Source organism: Neisseria sp. P0024.S006, from assembly GCF_051956595.1.
GTDB lineage: Bacteria > Pseudomonadota > Gammaproteobacteria > Burkholderiales > Neisseriaceae > Neisseria.
The window spans coordinates 338,674-354,386 of record NZ_JBQCXH010000001.1; the positions used below are offsets into that span (position 1 = coordinate 338,674).

11 protein-coding genes are annotated in these 15,713 nt (G+C 50.9%); 7 read left to right on the plus strand and 4 right to left on the minus strand.

Annotated features, from left to right (window positions below; translation table 11 throughout):
• The first annotated feature begins 20 nt into the window (after positions 1–20).
• The 3 genes from hemE to ACTHUF_RS01700 all read left to right on the plus strand — a co-directional run bounded on the left by hemE (position 21) and on the right by ACTHUF_RS01700 (position 5,137).
• Entirely contained in the window at positions 21–1,082 is a 1,062-nt protein-coding gene (gene hemE, locus ACTHUF_RS01690) for a uroporphyrinogen decarboxylase (RefSeq protein ID WP_440406834.1), read from the plus strand.
• A gap of 143 nt (positions 1,083–1,225) precedes the next feature.
• Positions 1,226–2,719, plus strand: a complete 1,494-nt coding sequence (gene cls / locus ACTHUF_RS01695) for a cardiolipin synthase (protein WP_371489576.1) — start codon at positions 1,226–1,228, stop codon at positions 2,717–2,719.
• Positions 2,720–3,040: 321 nt separating this feature from the next.
• The gene (locus tag ACTHUF_RS01700; protein WP_440406836.1) at positions 3,041–5,137 is read left to right on the plus strand and encodes a TonB-dependent receptor plug domain-containing protein; all 2,097 of its coding nucleotides are present in this window, start codon (positions 3,041–3,043) and stop codon (positions 5,135–5,137) included.
• 77 nt (positions 5,138–5,214) lie between these two features.
• Here ACTHUF_RS01700 and ACTHUF_RS01705 read toward each other — a convergent pair whose 3' ends face one another.
• From ACTHUF_RS01705 to ACTHUF_RS01715, 3 genes are all read right to left on the minus strand, one after another.
• Positions 5,215–5,556 carry a hypothetical protein gene (locus tag ACTHUF_RS01705; RefSeq protein ID WP_440406838.1) on the minus strand — a complete coding sequence of 114 codons (342 nt, stop codon included), beginning with the start codon at positions 5,554–5,556 and terminating at the stop codon, positions 5,215–5,217.
• Positions 5,557–5,767: 211 nt separating this feature from the next.
• Positions 5,768–9,172 (minus strand): transcription-repair coupling factor, encoded by a 3,405-nt coding sequence (mfd, locus tag ACTHUF_RS01710; RefSeq protein ID WP_440406840.1) that lies wholly within the window; start codon positions 9,170–9,172, stop codon positions 5,768–5,770.
• 132 nt (positions 9,173–9,304) lie between these two features.
• On the minus strand, positions 9,305–9,997 hold the full coding sequence (locus ACTHUF_RS01715; protein WP_440406842.1) for a VIT1/CCC1 transporter family protein: 693 nt from the start codon (positions 9,995–9,997) through the stop codon (positions 9,305–9,307).
• A gap of 299 nt (positions 9,998–10,296) precedes the next feature.
• On the opposite strand from ACTHUF_RS01715, the gene ACTHUF_RS01720 reads away from it, so the two are divergent.
• The 4 genes from ACTHUF_RS01720 (at position 10,297) to ACTHUF_RS01735 (ending at position 13,220) form a co-directional block, all read left to right on the plus strand.
• A complete protein-coding gene (locus ACTHUF_RS01720; RefSeq protein ID WP_049322342.1) occupies positions 10,297–10,443 on the plus strand; it encodes a hypothetical protein in 147 nt (48 codons plus the stop codon).
• Positions 10,444–10,633: 190 nt separating this feature from the next.
• Positions 10,634–10,834 (plus strand): hypothetical protein, encoded by a 201-nt coding sequence (locus ACTHUF_RS01725; RefSeq protein ID WP_003746297.1) that lies wholly within the window; start codon positions 10,634–10,636, stop codon positions 10,832–10,834.
• 89 nt (positions 10,835–10,923) lie between these two features.
• A complete protein-coding gene (gene aspA / locus ACTHUF_RS01730) occupies positions 10,924–12,321 on the plus strand; it encodes an aspartate ammonia-lyase (protein ID WP_036491490.1) in 1,398 nt (465 codons plus the stop codon).
• 236 nt (positions 12,322–12,557) lie between these two features.
• Entirely contained in the window at positions 12,558–13,220 is a 663-nt protein-coding gene (locus tag ACTHUF_RS01735) for an NAD(P)H-dependent oxidoreductase (protein WP_070822479.1), read from the plus strand.
• A 180-nt stretch (positions 13,221–13,400) separates the two neighbouring features.
• Here the strand turns inward: ACTHUF_RS01735 and ACTHUF_RS01740 are convergent, their stop codons facing one another.
• On the minus strand, positions 13,401–15,602 hold the full coding sequence (locus ACTHUF_RS01740; protein WP_440406845.1) for a FepA family TonB-dependent siderophore receptor: 2,202 nt from the start codon (positions 15,600–15,602) through the stop codon (positions 13,401–13,403).
• Positions 15,603–15,713 lie beyond the last annotated feature (111 nt).

Here is a 15,713-nt window from a genome sequence, read left to right on the forward strand (position 1 = left end):
AATCAGAAAGCCTATTTATCATGACTGCTCTGAAAAACGACACTTTCCTCCGCGCCCTGCTCAAACAGCCTGTCGAATACACACCCATCTGGATGATGCGCCAAGCCGGACGCTATCTGCCTGAATATAAAGCCACGCGCGCACGCGCAGGCAGCTTTCTCGATTTGTGCAAAAACACCGAGTTGGCGACAGAAGTTACCATCCAGCCTTTAGACCGCTTCGATCTGGACGCGGCAATTCTGTTTTCCGATATTCTGACCGTCCCCGATGCCATGGGTTTGGGTCTGTATTTTGCCGAAGGCGAAGGCCCGAAATTTGAACGCGCTTTGCAACACGAAGCCGACATTGCAAAACTGCAAGTTCCCGACATGGAAAAACTGCAATACGTCTTTGACGCGGTAACTTCCATCCGTAAAGCACTGGACGGCCGCGTTCCACTCATCGGCTTCTCCGGCAGCCCGTTCACACTCGCCTGCTACATGGTCGAAGGCGGCAGCAGCAAAGAATTCCGCACCATCAAAACCATGATGTATTCGCGCCCTGATTTGCTGCATAAAATCCTCGACACCAATGCCCAAGCCGTTACCGCTTATCTCAATGCCCAAATCGATGCCGGCGCACAAGCCGTACAAATTTTCGACACTTGGGGCGGCGTGTTGAGTGATGCCGCATTTAAAGAATTCAGCCTGAAATATATCTGTCAAATCGTAGCCGGACTCAAACGCGAAAGCGAAGGCCGCCGCGTGCCTGTTATCGTATTTGCCAAAGGCGGCGGCTTATGGCTGGAAAGCATGGCAGAAATCGGCGCAGACGCATTAGGCTTGGACTGGACCTGCAACATCGGCGAAGCCCGCCGTCGCGTCGGCGAACAAGTTGCCCTGCAAGGCAACTTCGACCCGTTTGCCCTCTTCGGTACGCCCGAATCTATCCGCACCGAAGTCGCACGCATCCTTGCCGACTACGGCAACGGCAGCGGCCATGTATTCAACCTCGGCCACGGCATCAACCAACACGCCGACCCCGAACACGCCAAAATTCTGGTCGATACCGTACACGAACTGTCCCGTCAGTATCACCGTTAATGAAAGCAACGCAAAGGCCGTCTGAAAGCAAAAACACAATTATCGTGTAAATTTGTTTTCAGACGGTTTTTCTATATACTTAATATTTGAAGCTTGTCGGCCCCAACCTTTAAATTTAAAAATTCAACCAATCCCTACCGAATATGAATTTCTTAAAAGACATTACCTGGACCGAGATTTTTATCTTCGCCCACACCTGCGCCGCACTCGCCTGCATGCTGCGCGTGTTGTACAAACAAAAAAACATCGGCTCAACCTTTGCCTGGCTGATTATCCTCTTCCTTTTCCCCGTATTCGGAACCATCGCCTACATCCTCATCGGCGAGCCGCGTCTCGGTACGGCCCGCGCCAAACGTACCGGCGAAATGAACCGTTTCTACCGCAACTTTGCCGCCGCCCACCTTACCGATATGTATCTCGATATTGCCGACCAAGTGAAATCGCGTTACCACGGCATCAGTAAAGTTGCCGAAAAAGGAACGGGGCTGGGTGCAACCCGAGGCAACGCCATGAGCCTGCTCTCAACCACCGATACCATCATCGACAGCATGCTTGCCGACATACGCGCCGCAGCCCATTCCTGCCTGTTGGCCTTTTACATTATCGAACCCAAAGGCCGCATCGAAGAAATTCTAAATGAAATCCTTGCCGCCAAAGCCAGAGGCGTAGACTGCGCTATATTGGCCGATGCCGTCGGCAGCAGGAGCTTTCTTGAAAGCGATTGGGTAGAGAAACTGCGCCAAGCAGGCGTAGAAGTACATACCTCCTTACCTGTCGGCATCTGGCGTACATTATTCACACGTACCGACCTGCGCAACCACCGTAAAATCCTCGTCATCGACAGCAAAATCGGTTACACCGGCAGCTTCAACCTCGTCGATCCGCGTTACTTCAAACAAAACTCAGGCGTCGGCGAATGGATAGATGCCATGATGCGTTGCACAGGGCCTATGGTACTAGAACTGTCAGCCGTCTTCTTCGCCGACCTTGCCGTCGAAACCGATAAAAACCTCCAAAACGTACAAACATACCTCAACCAAGCAAAAAACCTGCTGCCCCAAATCCTTCCCGAAAAAATGCAGCAAGGCAATATTGTTGCCCAAATCATTCCCTCCGCCCCCGAGCAAAGCAGCTTCGTCATCTACGAAACCATCATCAGCGCCATCTATGCCGCTACCAAACAAATCACAATTACCACCCCCTACTTCGTCCCCGACGAGCCGCTTCTCATGGCATTAACCGTCGCCGCCAAACGCGGCGTCAAAGTAACCCTGATACTGCCCGCCAAAGTCGATTCACTGATGGTACGCTACGCCTCACGCGCCTACTACCCTATGCTGCTGGAAGCCGGCGTCAAAATCGCCATGTTTGAAGGTGGGCTTTTACATGCCAAAACCTTGACCATAGACGAAGACTACTCCCTCTTCGGTACGGTCAATATGGACATGCGCAGCTTCTTCCTCAACCTCGAAATCAGCCTCGCCATCTACGATCGCGACACCACCAAACAAATCTGCAACCTCCAACGTGACTACCTCAAAAACAGCAGCTACATTGCCATCAAATCATGGCAACAACGCTCCAAACTCCGCGGCCTCGTAGAAAATGCCGTCCGCCTGATGAGCCCTTTGCTGTAAAACATAAATATTTAGGCCGTCTGAAACGTACTTTTCAGACGGCCTTTTTAAATAAAACGCTGATAGACAAAATTCTTTATTGACAGATATTCAAGCTATCCCATCTCTCCCTCTCGGAAAAAGTAAGACTCAACCCCTTTCTCAGCCAAAGAACCTTTACTAAATTTAACTAAAATATAAACTAATTGATTTTTATAAAAATCATATTAATTTTAGATTGAAATGAAACAGAATATATTTATTAATATCTATTAAGAATTTGATAATCATTATTAAAATAATTAGAATAAGCGGTCAATTTTTTATTCCTTGGGAAAAATCATGAATAAAACCTCTTTTCCTGTATTCCGCCTTAGTCTCATTACACTCGCACTATCAACAGGCTTCGCCCATGCCGAAAATACGCACCCCGCAGAAACTGCCGAACTGAATGAAATTAAGGTTACCGGTACCGCCGTACCGACCCGCGTTACCCGAAACCAGCTTGACCGCGAAACTTCAACCGATTTGAAACAAGTCATGAAAGACCAAATCGGTATGGATGTCGGCGGCGGCAACGGCGTGGCGCAGTTTTACAGTATCCGCGGCGTCGGCGAAGACAAGATTAATCTGGAAGTGGACGGCACCAGCCAATCCACCAAAATTTTCCACCACCAAAGCCGCTTCCAGCTTGACCCCGCTTTGGTGAAAAGCATCAACGTCGAAAAAGGCACAGGCGCAGCGAGCGCGGGCTTGGGCGCGGTCGGCGGTACCATCCGCGTGACGACGGTTGACGCGAAAGACCTGCTGACCGATGGCAAACCTTTCGGTTTCAAACTCGGCGCGGGCTTGAGCAGCAATAAAGGCTCAACCGGCAACGCAGCGGTTTACGGCTATCAAAACGGCTTCGATGCCTTGTTTGCAGGCAACTTCCTCAACAACCGCGACTACAAAGACGGCAACGGCGATGTCAACCGCGGCAGCCGTCTGAAACAGCACAGCTACCTCGCCAAACTCGGCTACGACTTCAACGACGACCACGGCATCCGCCTGACCTACCGTCAGGAATACCAAAAAGGCAACCGCACCGACAAAGCCGAGTTCCAAAACGTTGACAGCTATGTCGGCGTGGACGGCACTTATCAAAAAGAGCAGACCTACAATCTGGAATACCGCGGCCGCAACGTCGGCTTTATCGACAAAATCGACGCCAACGTCTTCCAAATCAATACCGACGACACCAAGCCTCCTAAAGGCGCTCCTTCTCCAAAAGCCCAAGCCTCCGGCACGGCGCAAGGCGGCGTTCCCATCGGCAAGCTTGAGTTAAGCAAAATCAAAGCAACCGGCGCAAATCTGAACCTCGCCAGCTCCTTCGGCGACGGACACATGGTGAAATACGGCGTCAACTACCGCCACGAAACCTCCGAACCGTCCGACAAAGGCGCATGGCTGAAAATTCTCGGCCTGTATGACCGAGACAAAGAGAAAAAAGCCGAATACGGCGTGTACGCGGAAGGCATCTGGAACCTGCACCCTGTTACCCTGACCACAGGCCTGCGTTACGACCATTTCAAATACAACGCCGCCAGCAAACAAAGCGCATCGCACGGTCAGCTCAACCCCAGCATCGGTGCGATTTGGGACATCAACGACAACTTCTCCCTCTTGGCAAACCTCAATCAGGCAAGCCGTGCGCCCCGCCTAAACGAAGCCCTGTTGGCTAACGAACGTGCAGGCGCTGCCGCCGATTTGGACAGCAACCTCAAAGCCGAAACCGCCCGCCGCGCCGAATTGGGCTTCAGATGGCGCAACGACAACTTCAACGTCAGCGGCAGCGTGTTCCACCAACGCATCAAAGACCTTATCGTCTATCGTTGGGCAAAAATCAACAACAACACCGCCTCCATCACCGAACGCGGCAAGATTTACAACGGCGGCACGCTCAAAACCTACGGCTACGAACTTGACGCATCCTACCGTTGGGGCGGCCTGACCGCGCGCGCCGGCGTGTCCTATGTCAAACCGCGTCTGAACGGCGAAATGTACTACGGTGAAAGCCCAATTCAAGCCGAAGACCACGAAAGCTCGTTCACCTTCTGGAACACCGGCCGCCAATGGCTGACCGGCCTGTCTTATCAGTTTGAGAACCCCAAACTCGAAATCGGCTGGCGCGGCCGCTACGCCCAAAGCGTGAAATATACCGACGTCGCCCGCGGACAAGGCACGATACACGGCAAGAAAGCCGGTTACGGCGTACACGACATCTACGCCAACTGGCAGCCGCTGAAAAAAGACAACCTGAACGTCAACTTCGCCGTCAACAACATCGGCAACAAGCAATACCGTTCACACAGCCAACGCTTCCCCGACGGCAACGGACGCACCCCCTTCTACGAGCGCGGCCGCGAGTTCGCCTTGGGCGTGAACTATCGTTTCTGATGATAAGAACGTTATGACGTTATAAGGAAATAAAAGGCCGTCTGAAATTCAGTTTTCAGACGGCCTTTTCATTGATTTTAATCTTGCCATATAACCTTGTGTTCAGAACCATATGTAATCTTTTTAATACTGCTTTCAAGAGCAATTTCTTTATCTAATGCTCCTGAGTATTCCGAACCTGCTAATTTTTGAAATAAAACAATATTCAGCTCATCGTTGCAGGTAGTTATTTTGATATCCGAAATGCCCATTGCGCTATTGCCTAATAAACCTGTCAAATGAACCTGCCTGTTCTCCTTAGCTTCCTTGACAGTAATTTTAAAATTCCAAATATCATTCAACTTAATTTCATCATTAGAGAAAAAGCAACCGGACAATATCAAGCCTGTAATCCCCAATATCATTGCCCTCATTTTCATAATAATTCCCTGATAGATTTAGTAACCTTAGGTTTGATTCCCGAAGCTGATAGTACTGTAAATTCTTAAATGTGTAGATTGGATTGATAAACCTAACGATTTCAATATATTTAATAGTTCTGTTGGTTCTCAATTCTACCTACACTTATTAAGCAGGAATAGTATAAAAAGGCCGTTGGATTTTTTTCAGACGGCCTTTTTCCCTCCATCCTTACTTCAACATCACCCTTTCTTTCAAAGTCTTCAATACGTTCTTCACTGTATTAATCCGCACTTCGATATTTTCCATCTCTGCGGTAAATCGCAGCTTATCGGCTCCGGCAAGGCGGTATTTTTTGTCGTTTTGAATCAGCAGGATGATTTCGGTTGGATCGACATTGTTGTTTTTGCCAAAAGTTACCGTTACCGCTTCGCTGGTCGCATCAATGGCATCAATGCCTAATTCTTTTGCCGCAAGCCGTAAGTGGTGGCTTTCGATGAGGGTTTTGACGGGTTGTTCGGGCAGGCCGAAGCGGTCGACGAGTTCTTCGTGTATGGCGTTGATTTGCTGCACGGTTTCGCAGACGGCGAGGCGTTTGTAGAGGACGAGACGCTCATGAATGTCGGGGCAGTAGTCTTCAGGCAATAATGCCGGGCTGTGCAGTTTGATTTCGGTGGTGATGCCCAGCGGTGCGTCGAGGTCGGGCTGGCGGCCTTTTTTGAGGTCGCGAACGGCTTGTTTGAGCATTTCGGTGTAGAGCGTGAAGCCGACCTGTATCATTTCGCCGGATTGCCCTTCGCCGAGGATTTCGCCTGCGCCGCGGATTTCCAAATCCTGCATGGCGAGGGTGAAACCTGCGCCGAGTTCGTCTGCCGCCGCGATGGCGTCGAGGCGTTTTTCTGCGTCTTTGGTGATGTATTCGGGCGTGAGCAAGTAGGCGTAGGCTTGGTGGTGGCTGCGGCCGACGCGCCCGCGAAGCTGGTGCAGTTGCGCGAGCCCGAATTTGTCGGCGCGGTTGATGATGATGGTGTTGGCGTTGGGGATGTCGATGCCGGTTTCGATGATGGTGGAACAGAGCAACACGTTGAATCTTTGCTGCAAAAAGTCGCGCATCACTTGCTCCAACTCGCGCTCGCGCAGTTGTCCGTGTGCCACGCCGATGCGGGCTTCGGGCAACAGGGTTTCCAACCGCTCGCGCATGTTTTCGATGGTATCCACTTCATTGTGCAGGAAAAACACTTGTCCGCCGCGCTTGAGTTCGCGCAACACGGCTTCGCGCACGCTGCCTTCGCTGAACGGTTTGACAAAGGTTTTGACGGCGAGGCGGCGGCTGGGCGCGGTGGTAATCAGCGAGAAGTCGCGCAGGCCTTCGAGCGCCATGCTGAGGGTGCGCGGAATCGGCGTGGCGGTCATGGTGAGGATATCGACATTGGCGCGTAGGCGTTTGAGCTGCTCCTTCTGGCGCACGCCGAAGCGGTGTTCTTCATCAATAATAACCAGTCCTAAGTTTTTGAATTTGATGTCGTCCTGCACCAATTTGTGCGTACCGATAACGATATCGACCGTGCCGTCCGCCATGCCTTCGAGCGCGGCTTTGGTGGCTTTGCTGTTGTTGAAACGTGAAAGGCTGGCAACTTTCACGGGGAAATCGGCGAAGCGGTCGGCAAAGTTTTGCGCGTGCTGCTCCACCAGAAGCGTGGTCGGGGCGAGTACGGCGACCTGTTTGCCGCCCATCACCGCCACAAACGCGGCGCGCAGGGCGACTTCGGTTTTGCCAAAGCCGACATCGCCGCACACAAGGCGGTCCATCGGCTTCGCCTGCGTCAGGTCTTTAATCACCGCGGCGATAGCGGCGGCCTGGTCTTCGGTTTCTTCGTAGCCGAAGCCGTCGGCAAACGCTTGATAGTCCAACTCGTTGATTTCAAACTTGTGTCCCGATTGGGCGGCGCGTTGGGCGTAGAGATTGAGCAACTCAGCGGCGGTGTCGCGCGCTTTTTCGGCGGCCTTGCGCTTCGCCTTGTTCCACGCGCCACTACCGAGCTTGTGCAGGGCGACGTTTTCATGTGCCTGACCGGAGTAGCGGCTGATTAAATGCAGTTGAGAAACAGGCACATAAAGCTGCGCTTCGCCCGCGTATTCGAGCAACATCATTTCGTTGGTTTCGCCGCCCAAATCCATCGTTACCAAGCCCATATATCGGCCGATGCCGTGTTCTTCGTGAACGACGGGATCGCCGATATTGATTTCGGCAAGGTCACGCAACAGGCCGTCTGAAACGGCGGCGTGTTTCTTGCGATGATGTTTGCGCGAACGGGCAACGTATTGGTAGAGGTCAGATTCGGTGATGACCGCGATGTTTTGATCTTCTAATTTAAACCCGTATGCCAACGGCGCGACCGTAATCATCAGCGGCTCGTGCGCTGATAAAAAGCCCTGCCAGTCGGACACAGGTTTGGCTTTCAAGCCGTTTTGCTGCAAGAAGCCGAGCATGGTTTCGCGCCGTCCCAAACTTTCAGCGCACAGCAAAATCCGTCCTTCAAAGGTCGTCTGAAAATCCTTCAATGCCTGCAACGGCTCGTCGGATTGGCGGTTGACGGCAAGGTCGGGCAGGGTGTGTTCTTTGCCGGAAACATCGGGCAGCACTTGTCCGTAGTTTTTCAGACGACCTGCGAACACATCGGCAGAGAGATACAAATGCTGTGGAAGCAAAGGCGGATAGGTTTCATCGCCCTGCGCCATGGCGTAACGCGATTTGACGTCGCTCCAAAAGCGGTTTGCCTCGGCGTGAACATCGCCCAAAGAGACAAACAGCGCGTCTTCGCCGATATAATCAAACAGCGTTTCCAGCTCGTTTTCAAAAAACAGCGGCAGATAGTATTCCACGCCCGCGCCGAAGTGGCCGTTGCTGACGGCTTTGTACACGGCGGCATCGTTTGGATTGCCATCGACTTCCTCGCGGAAGCGGCTGCGGAAGATTTTCTGCGCCTCGCTGTCGGTGGGGAACTCGTGCGCCGGCAGCAGGCGAATTTCGGAAACGGGCGAGATGGTGCGCTGCGTTTCGGTATCGAAGGTTTTAATGCTGTCGATTTCATCGTCGAACAAATCGATGCGGTAAGGCATTTCGCTGCCCATCGGGAACAAATCGACAATGCCGCCGCGCACGGCAAACTCGCCTGCCGCGACAACATGGGAAACATGGTTATAACCTGCATCCACCAAATCACTTTTCAGACGGCCTATATCCAAAGTCTGCCCGGTTTTCAGCCAAAACGTGCGCCCCGCCAAAAACGGCACGGGCGGCAGCTTCTGCATCGCCGTGGCAACCGGTACGAACAACACGTCCGCCGCACCGCTCTTAATCTGCCACAACGCCGAGAGACGTTCCGACACCAAATCCTGATGCGGCGAAAAACGCTCGTAAGGCAGCGTTTCCCAGTCCGGCAGGAACACCGCCGTGTCGTGCGGACGGAAAAACAGCCAGGCCGTCTGAAGGCGTAGCGCCTGTTCCGCATCTTGGGTCAAGACAACCTTGAGCTGTTTATGCGGCAGATAACGCGCCAAAGCCAAGGGCAGCGAGCCTTGCGAAAGATTGAGCCAATGGGATTTTTCACGGGGTTTGGGAATCGGATAGGTCATGACAAAAAACAGTGTGCAATAAGTCAATACAAGCACCGCAGGCCGTCTGAAAAATTTTCAGACGGCCTTTAGTGAGCAAATTAATTTTCAATTTTACTGGATACAGGTTTAAAAGAATATAAGGCCTTACAATCAAACCGCCACGCCGGCCAATTTTCCAATAAACCCAGTTATCGCCAATGCCGCAACGCCCCACAGGCACACGCGCAAAACGGCGGGAACGACAGGCGCGCCGCCCAGTTTGGCGGAGACATAACCCAGTAATGCCAGTCCGCACAAAGTGGAGACTGCCAATGCAGGGACAATGGCACCAGAAGCTGTCAACGCGACCAGTAAAGGTAAAATCGCGCCGGCGCAAAATGAAGCGGCAGAAGCCAGCGCAGCCTGCATGGGACGGGCTGCCGAGGCTTCGGTAATGCCGATTTCGTCGCGCGCGTGGGCGGCAAGTGCATCGTGTTCCATCAAGGCTTGCGCGACTTCGGCGGCAAGCGCGCCGGACAAACCGCGGCGGCGGTAAATTTCAGTCAGTTCCTCCAACTCCGCATCAGGATTATTTGCCAATTCGTGGCGTTCTTTGTGCAAATCGGCTTTTTCCGTATCCGATTGGCTGGACACGGAAACGTACTCCCCCGCCGCCATCGATACTGCGCCCCCGATCAGCGCCGAAACACCGGTCAACAGCAGGGTTTGGAAATCGGGTACGGCTGCGGCTACGCCCGTCAACAGCGAGGCAGTGGAAATCAGGCCGTCATTAGCACCCAATACGCTTGCCCGAAGCCAGTTGTTGCGGTTGCTGAAATGGCGTTCGCTGTGGTGTGAATACATATATGCTCCGATCAATTGGCGGTGTCCAGATGATGATAACATTGTATTGTTTTTTGAAATCCATGTCAGTTCAACCCTGAAACCCAAACATTCACAAATCTTACGGCCATCATTCCAAACCATAGAAACCAACACGCATCCTAAAGATTCCTTCAGACGGCCTTTACGCTTTTGCAATCAAATTTATTGTTCCAAGTCATGGCATTATCACAAGACCGTTTTGCACTACTTGGTTTATCGCTCTAAAGATGCTATCTTTATGAATCTTTCCACTCCCTAATCCATTGAAAGGATATATCATGGCTGAAGAAAACAAAATCAAAGTAAACGATTTGCCTGAAGATAAAAAAGAGCAAACCGAAGAAACCGAGCTGCCCGTTGTCAACAACGAAGAAAAACGCGGCGGTCATGGCGAAGGCGGTTGCTGCGGCGCATGCGGCGGCTAATCTTCCCGATATAGTCCCAAGGCCGTCTGAAAAGTCTTACTTTTCAGACGGCCTTTTCTTTTCTAAACACTTACAGGTAAATGAATGAAAGGACGAAGTAAGGGAATTTAAACCTTGCCGTGTTTGTGCTACATTCATATCTTTACAAACCACAACAATCTGCACACGCAGACACACAAGGAAGAAAAAAATGTTTTGGTATATCGTTGGTTTTTTCGCCTTCATCGTTTCCCTGCTTTCCCTTTGGGTCAATGCCAGCGCATTCGGCATGGAAGAGGATGGCACGCCGCAATCCGAATATGAAAAAATGTTGGGACTGGGTGCGAAATTGAAAGATAAAGAGACAGCTGCGAAAGAGCGCGAAGCGGCACGTTTTCACCCTGACGATTAAGCCTTACCGACTGGACAATCTTGCCGAACTGGGCTAATGTTCCAAACGCATAACGCACACCAACACAACTATACGAGAAGGTAAGAGAAATGACTGTACGAATCGAACACGATTTATTGGGCGACCGCGAAATCCCCGCCGATGTTTATTGGGGTATCCACACGCTGCGCGCCATTGAAAACTTTAAAATTTCCACGCAAAAAATTTCCGACGTACCGCAATTTGTCCGCAGCATGGTGATGGTTAAAAAAGCCACCGCGCAAGCCAACGGCGCATTAGGTGCCATCAAGCCGGAAATTGCGGCCGCCATCGAAAAAGCCTGCGACGAAGTATTGGTCAAAGGCCGCTGCCTCGACCAATTCCCGTCCGACGTTTATCAAGGCGGCGCCGGTACTTCGGTCAACATGAACACCAACGAAGTCATTGCCAACCTTGCGCTGGAAGTGTTGGGATACGAAAAAGGCCGCTACGACATCGTCAATCCGATGGATCATGTCAATGCCAGCCAATCCACCAACGACGCCTATCCTACCGGCTTCCGCCTTGCCGTGTATTACAGCATCGGCGAATTGCTCGACAAACTGGCTATCCTGAAAAACGCCTTTGCCGCCAAAGCCGAAGAGTTTAAAGACGTTTTGAAAATGGGTCGCACCCAACTTCAAGATGCCGTGCCGATGACTGCCGGCCAAGAATTCCAATCTTTCCAAGTATTGCTGGAAGAAGAAATCCTCAACCTCGACCGCACCCGCTCCCTGCTGCTTGAAGTCAACCTCGGCGCTACCGCCATCGGTACGGGCGTGAATACACCCAAAGGCTATGCGGCTTTAGTCGTTGAGAAACTCTCCGAAGTCAGCGGCCTGCCTTGCAAACTGACTGAAAACCTGATCGAAGCGACCTCCGACTGCGGCGCATATGTGATGGTACACGGCGCATTGAAACGCACAGCCGTCAAACTGTCCAAAATCTGTAACGACTTGCGCCTGCTCTCTTCCGGCCCGCGCGCCGGTTTGAAAGAAATCAATCTGCCTGAATTGCAGGCCGGTTCTTCCATCATGCCGGCCAAAGTCAATCCGGTAATTCCTGAAGTCGTCAACCAAGTGTGCTTCAAAGTCATCGGCAACGACACCACCATCACTTTCGCGGCCGAAGCAGGTCAGTTGCAGCTGAACGTCATGGAGCCGGTCATCGCCCAATGTATGTTTGAAACCATTTCCCTCTTGGGCAACGCCGCGGTCAACCTGTCCGAAAAATGCGTCAAAGGCATTACGGTCAACCGCGAAATCTGCGAACGCTACGTTTTCAACTCCATCGGTTTGGTCACTTACCTGAATCCGTACATCGGCCACCACAACGGCGATTTGGTCGGCAAAATCTGCGCCCAAACCGGCAAAGGCGTACGCGAAGTCGTACTGGAGCGCGGCCTGTTGAGCGAAGAAGAGCTCAACCGCATCCTCTCACCAGAAAACCTGATGAATCCGCATCTGTAATCAGGATTTGAAATCAAAGGCCGTCTGAAACTTCACTTTTAAAATTTCAGACGGCCTTTTCATATTCATATTGATACTTAATCGATTTTTTCTGCGAAATTCAAAATTAAAAGATAGCCTAACCGCAGGGTTTGATTTAACATGGTGCTGCCCTATCCTGTTTTCTCCTCCAATTCACGCAAACCGGATATCGGCAAAACGGTCAAAATAACATCTTCATTTATTAGGAAAAACCAATGAGTAAAATTACACGCGAACAAATGCTGCAAGTATTCGAAAATCGCTGCTCCACCCGTTATTACGATCCCGACAAAAAAATCAGCCAAGAAGATTTTGCAGCGATTTTAGAATTTGCCCGCCTCTCGCCCAGCTCTGTCGGCTCCGAGCCATGGAAATTCTTGGTGATTCAAAACAAAGCCCTGCGTGAGAAAATCAAGCCTTTCAGCTGGGGGATGCAATTCCAACTGGACGACTGCAGCCATCTGGTGATTATCCTTGCCAAGAAAAATGCCCGTTACGATACCCCGTTCTTCCGCAGCGTTGCCGAACGCAGGGGCTTGCAAGGCGAGCAGCTGGAAAAAGCGTTGGCAAAATATAAAAGTTTTCAGGAAACTGACATAAAAATTGCCGACAACCAACGCGCGCTCTTTGACTGGAGTAGCAAGCAAACCTATATCGCTTTGGCCAATATGCTCACAGGCGCAGCCGCCATCGGCATCGATTCCTGCCCAATTGAAGGCTTCAACTACGACAAAATGAATGAAGTATTGGCGGCAGAAGGTCTGTTTGATGCCAACGAATGGGGCGTATCCGTAGCGGCAACATTCGGCTATCGCGCCAAAGAAATTACCAAAAAAGCACGCAAACCGATTGAAGAAATGGTAACTTGGGTTGAATAAGCGGTTTGGATTTTCAGGGCGGCGAATACCGCCCTTTTATTTTTTTCTAAAAGATAAGTAAATTCCGTAATGACAAAGACCACTAGAAATCCAAATAAAAAGGCCGTCTGAAACCCTGTGTCAGAAATCCTAGATTTCATTTCACAACGTTTCAGACGGCCTTGTTTAATACGCTACTGCTTAAAACGATACTTTCAAACTGCCGTAGAAGGCACGGCCATGTTCGTTGTATGTTTGTGCGCCGGCAGTTGTGCGGTACAGTTTTTTATTGAACAGGTTGCTGACACCGCCACGGACGGCCACGCGTTTGTTCCAGTTGTAGCCGGCATTGATACCCCAAATGCCGTAAGAGCCGACTTGCGTTTGGTTATGTTCGGAAGTCAAAGGAGTAACCCCTGCACGAGGATTACCGTCTCGTTCCAGTCTATTAATCGCTACGCCGCGCGGTTTAGTACGGCCGTAGTGGGTAAAGGTCAGGTTGGCATCAAAATGTTCGTTTGGTGTCCAAGACAGCGTGCTGTTAATGGTGTGTTTCGGCACCAAAGACAATGGATTGCCTTGATAATCTTCAGATTTGTGCATGTAAGTGAAATTGTTGCTCCACTTGAGTGTGTCATGCAACGGAATCACCAAGTTGCCTTCGATACCCGAAATAGTTGCTTTCGGCGTATTTTCCCATTGCAAAAGCCAGTTGCCGATATTGCTGGTGGCAATGATATTTTCACCAATCACGATTTTGTTGCGGTACGCGTTGTGGAAATAAGTCGCAGAAGCCTGCCAGCCGTTTTTATTGAACTCAAGGCCAATCTCTTTATTGATACTGGTTTCGGGTTTCAAATTATTATTACCCATGTAGTAGCAACGGACACTGCCCGGCGCATCAATCGGACAACCTTGACCGCGCGTGTACAGGATAAAGTCAGGATTGGTTTGATACAGATTTGGCGCTTTATACGCACGGGCAATACCGCCTTTGACCAACCAGTTTTCGCCGATTTGATGCGAGAAGTTCAACGCCGGACTCCAGTTGCTGCCGCTGTCACTGTTGTGGTCGAAACGGATGGCCGGAATCAGATGGGTTTTGTCGGTCAACGAAATATTGTCTTCAACGTAAGCTGCCCAGTTGCGTTGCGATGCCTTGCCGCCGCGTACTGCTGAAATACCGTCAAACACATCAGTTTTACCTTGGTCTTTAAATCCCTGACTATTGGAAGCAGGATCATCCAGCTTACTGTCAGTAAATTCTGCGCCGACCGTCAATACATTATCGACACCGAGTTTAAACGGAATATTCGCTTCGCTGCTGAAACGCAGGTTTTTCAGACGGCTTTGAACAAAATCCAAGCCTGTATAGCTGCCTTCAGGACCACCGGCCAAACCTTCAGGCAAGTGGCTGTTGACTGTACGCTCATAACTGATCACGTTTTTGGTATCACCCCATTCCCATGCGCCGTCATGCGTTAAAGAATAAGCGGAACGGTATAAACGGGCAGTTTCGGCTTTGCCGTCAGCTAAAGAATTAACTAAAGCGGAACGTGGATTGCTGTTTTGCGTATCGCCGTTGTAGATATTGCCCTGACGGCTGTAGCTGCTGTCTAAAATCAATGTTTGCGCAGGGCTGATTTTCCATTGCAGACGGCCTGCAATGTCTTTATTGCGTACGCCTTCGACACCAGCCGCGCTGTCGTTGCCGTGTCCTGCATTGATATCGGCCGCATCTGCATCCGTTTTATTCAGGTTGCCGTAAATGCGGAAGCCCAAAGTATCTTGAATAATCGGACCGCTCAAATTGAAGCCGATACGGCGGGTTGCGCCTTCTTTGCTATCTTGTGGTTGATTGGCGTAAAGATTGACCTGACCTTTAAATTCCTTAGACACTTTTTTGGTAACGATATTGACCACGCCGCCCATCGCACCCGAGCCGTAACGCGTTGCTGCCGGACCGCGCAAAACGGTGATGGATTCAATTTCTTCAACCGGCACCCAGTTGCTGTCACCGCGCGTATTGCGTTCACCGCGCATACTGATACGCTCGGACTGGCGCGAGTTTACAGGCTTGCCGTCAATCAGAATCAATGTGTTTTCAGGGCCCATGCCGCGCAAGTCAATTTGGCGTTTGTTGCCGCGCTGACCCGTCGCTGTATTGCCGGTCAGGTTGACGCCCGGCATGGTGCGGACAAATTCGGAAATATCGTTGACGGCCGGACGCTTGTCGATGTCGTCTTTCGAAATACGCGATACGCCCAGCGACTGTTGCAGCTGTTTCTCGGCAGTAACGTAAACGGTATCGACTTCAGCCTGTTCAGCAGCTTTCTCTTCAGCAGCGTGAGAGAATGCGCTGATTAATGCCAAAGGCAAAATGGCGAGTGTGAATGTTTTCATTGCATCGTTTCTCTTTAACTTTGTTTGTTAAAATCAAAATAAAAATTATTCAGGATTCTAAATAAACTTAACAGAGTTTTCAATGCAATTAAGAGTGATTTACAATTATTC

Excerpts from the sequence above, each read along its gene's own strand:
- mfd (WP_440406840.1), bottom strand. The coding sequence starts at position 9,172 with ATGACCTATCCGATTCCCAAACCCCGTGAAAAATCCCATTGGCTCAAT.
- ACTHUF_RS01735 (WP_070822479.1), top strand. The coding sequence starts at position 12,558 with ATGAGTAAAATTACACGCGAACAAATGCTGCAAGTATTCGAAAATCGC.
- ACTHUF_RS01720 (WP_049322342.1), top strand. The coding sequence starts at position 10,297 with ATGGCTGAAGAAAACAAAATCAAAGTAAACGATTTGCCTGAAGATAAA.
- cls (WP_371489576.1), top strand. The coding sequence starts at position 1,226 with ATGAATTTCTTAAAAGACATTACCTGGACCGAGATTTTTATCTTCGCC.
- ACTHUF_RS01740 (WP_440406845.1), bottom strand. The coding sequence starts at position 15,602 with ATGAAAACATTCACACTCGCCATTTTGCCTTTGGCATTAATCAGCGCA.
- ACTHUF_RS01715 (WP_440406842.1), bottom strand. The coding sequence starts at position 9,997 with ATGTATTCACACCACAGCGAACGCCATTTCAGCAACCGCAACAACTGG.
- ACTHUF_RS01705 (WP_440406838.1), bottom strand. The coding sequence starts at position 5,556 with ATGAAAATGAGGGCAATGATATTGGGGATTACAGGCTTGATATTGTCC.
- hemE (WP_440406834.1), top strand. The coding sequence starts at position 21 with ATGACTGCTCTGAAAAACGACACTTTCCTCCGCGCCCTGCTCAAACAG.
- ACTHUF_RS01725 (WP_003746297.1), top strand. The coding sequence starts at position 10,634 with ATGTTTTGGTATATCGTTGGTTTTTTCGCCTTCATCGTTTCCCTGCTT.
- ACTHUF_RS01700 (WP_440406836.1), top strand. The coding sequence starts at position 3,041 with ATGAATAAAACCTCTTTTCCTGTATTCCGCCTTAGTCTCATTACACTC.
- aspA (WP_036491490.1), top strand. The coding sequence starts at position 10,924 with ATGACTGTACGAATCGAACACGATTTATTGGGCGACCGCGAAATCCCC.